This window comes from Halanaerobium sp., assembly GCF_003070835.1.
Genome location: NZ_QBLR01000400.1, coordinates 1 through 2,656 on the forward strand (window position 1 = coordinate 1; position 2,656 = coordinate 2,656).

A 2,656-nucleotide genomic window follows, 5' to 3' on the forward strand; every position below is an offset into this window, starting at 1 on the left:
AGATGTGTATAAGAGACAGATCCTAGTCTGAGCCCTGGCATAAAGATTTTTGAATAGCTTTTGATATAAATAACTTTATTATTCTTATCCAAGGATTTAAGGGATACAACATCTTCATTAAAATAGTTTAATTCAGAGATACAATCATCTTCAACAATGAAAAAATCATAGTTAACTGACATATCTATTAATCTTTTTTTACTCTCTAAATCCATAATCATTCCAGTAGGGTTCTGAAAATTTGGCATACAATAGAGAAAATTAATTTTATCTTTTTGTAAAAAATTTTCTAGTTCATCCAGGTCAATTCCATTTTTGGTTATATTAAAACTATGAATTTTTGCTTTTCTTTCTTTAAAAGAAGCGAGAGCACCAGAATAAGAAGGAGTTTCAATAGCAATATTATCTCCTTCATTAATAAAAATTTTTGAAATAATATCTATAGCCTGTTGTGCGCCAGAAACTATTTGAATATCTTTATATGAACTATTCATATTTTTTGTTATCAAAAAGTCTGAAATGTGTTTTCTTAAAGATATATAACCTTGTGTATTTTGGTAATCAAAAGCCTTTCCTCCATCTCTATCCAAAACATGATTAATAGCATTTTTAAAATCTTCTATTGGAAAAAGATCATGACTCGGTGTTGCTGAAGCAAAATTTATGTTATTCTTCACGTTCATTTGAGTTGAATCAATTTTGTCGTTTACATAGTCATCATAATCTTCGTGAATTTTTATGTTTTTTGCAGAAGATACATAGCTACCACTACCAACTTTCTTATATATCAGTTTTTCTTCTTTTAGCTTTTCATAAGCTTTAACAACTGTAGATGGATTTAAACTATTTTCATCCGCCAATGTTCTTACAGCTGGTAATCTTGTGTTTTCTTTTAAATCATTTTTTAGAATTTTTTGTTTTAAAGACCTATAAACCTGTAAATACAAAGGTGTTTTAGATTTTCTTGAAAGATTTAGATTCATAATACCTCCTTGTGTACCACTACAATAATTAATAAACCATACATTGACAATACAATATAAAAGTGTGAGAATATCATTGTGTAATACAATTATATCAAAAAAAGGGGTGTGTTTTATGTTAAAAGATTTGCAAGAAAGATATAGATTGAATAAAAATTTGGCACAAATGTTAAAAGGCGGAGTCATAATGGACGTAACTAATGCAGAACAAGCTAAAATAGCTGAGGATTCTGGAGCTGTTGCTGTTATGGCATTAGAAAGAGTTCCTGCAGATATAAGAAAAAATGGTGGAGTAGCGAGAATGTCAGATCCAAAAATGATAAAAGAAATAATGGATTCCGTTTCTATCCCTGTTATGGCGAAAGTTAGAATTGGGCATTTTGTTGAAGCTCAGATTTTAGAATATCTGGATATAGACTATATAGACGAAAGTGAAGTATTGACTCCAGCAGATGAAACATATCATATAAACAAAAAAGATTTTAAAACCCCGTTTGTGTGCGGGGCAAGAAATCTTGGTGAAGCTTTGAGAAGGGTTGCAGAAGGTGCTTCAATGATAAGAACAAAAGGAGAAGCAGGAACAGGTAATGTCGTAGAGTCTGTAAAACATATAAAAAAAATAAACGAACAAATAAGAGAAATACAAGGTCTATCAAACGATCAATTAGTTGTTAAATCAAAGGAAATACAAGCTCCACTAGATCTAATTGAATATGTTTCAAAAAATGGTAAACTACCAGTTGTAAATTTTGCAGCGGGTGGAGTTGCAACTCCTGCTGATGCATCTCTCATGATGCAACTAGGGGCAGATGGAGTTTTTGTTGGATCGGGTATTTTTAAATCTGGAGATCCTGTAAAAAGGGCAAAAGCAATAGTAGAAGCGGTAACTCATTATAACGATCCATCTATTTTAGCAAAAGTTTCAGAAGATTTGGGGGAAGCTATGGTAGGAATAAACATCGACACATTAAATGAAGACGAAAGATATGCACATAGAGGTTGGTAAAATGGTTAATATTGGAATATTGGATTTACAAGGTGGTGTAGAAGAACACTTTAATGCGATAAATAAGATAAAAGATGCTAATGCAATCAGAATAAAGAAGAAAGAACAACTACATGAAATCCAAGGGTTGGTAATACCTGGCGGAGAAAGTACTACACTGAATAAATTAATAAAAATATATGGTTTTGTTGATCCAATAATAAAATTTTCAAAAGAAAAACCTATATGGGGAACTTGTGCTGGTTTGATAATATTATCAAGAAAATATTTGAATTTAATTGATATAGAGGTTCAAAGAAATGCTTTTGGTAGACAAAGTAGTAGTTTTATAGAAAAAGACTATATACCAAAAATATCTACAAATAAAATTGAAATGGTCTTTATAAGAGCACCGGTAATAACAAAAATTGGCTCTGAAGTGAATATATTGAAAAAGATAGAAGGTAAAATAGTTGCAGCAGAAACAGAAAATATTTTAGTAACTTCTTTTCATCCTGAACTTACAAAACTATTAGATGTTCACAAATATTTCGTTAAAAAAGTTAAAAAGGGATTGAAGAGAGTATAATTAAAATGTGATTAATATGAAAAATACTAAAAGTACAAAATATTATAGGTTTTATTGCTTTGAAAAAGAGCACATCCATGAAGGAAGGAATATCAAAAC

Annotated in this window: 3 protein-coding genes; 2 read left to right on the forward strand and 1 reads right to left on the reverse strand. The window is 30.1% G+C overall.

All coding sequences use genetic code 11. The annotated features are described in order from the left end of the window. A partial coding sequence (locus tag CI949_RS19595) for a PLP-dependent aminotransferase family protein (protein ID WP_290769554.1) occupies positions 1 to 983 on the reverse strand: 983 nt, incomplete at its 3' end. Positions 984 to 1,098: 115 nt separating this feature from the next. Here CI949_RS19595 and pdxS point away from each other — a divergent pair. Together pdxS and pdxT are read left to right on the forward strand one after the other, a co-directional pair. Then, positions 1,099 to 1,989, forward strand: a complete 891-nt coding sequence (gene pdxS, locus CI949_RS19600) for a pyridoxal 5'-phosphate synthase lyase subunit PdxS (RefSeq protein ID WP_218119784.1) — start codon at positions 1,099 to 1,101, stop codon at positions 1,987 to 1,989. Between the two features lies 1 nt (position 1,990). Continuing rightward, positions 1,991 to 2,557 (forward strand): pyridoxal 5'-phosphate synthase glutaminase subunit PdxT, encoded by a 567-nt coding sequence (gene pdxT / locus CI949_RS19605; RefSeq protein ID WP_290769561.1) that lies wholly within the window; start codon positions 1,991 to 1,993, stop codon positions 2,555 to 2,557. The last annotated feature ends 99 nt before the right edge of the window (positions 2,558 to 2,656 follow it).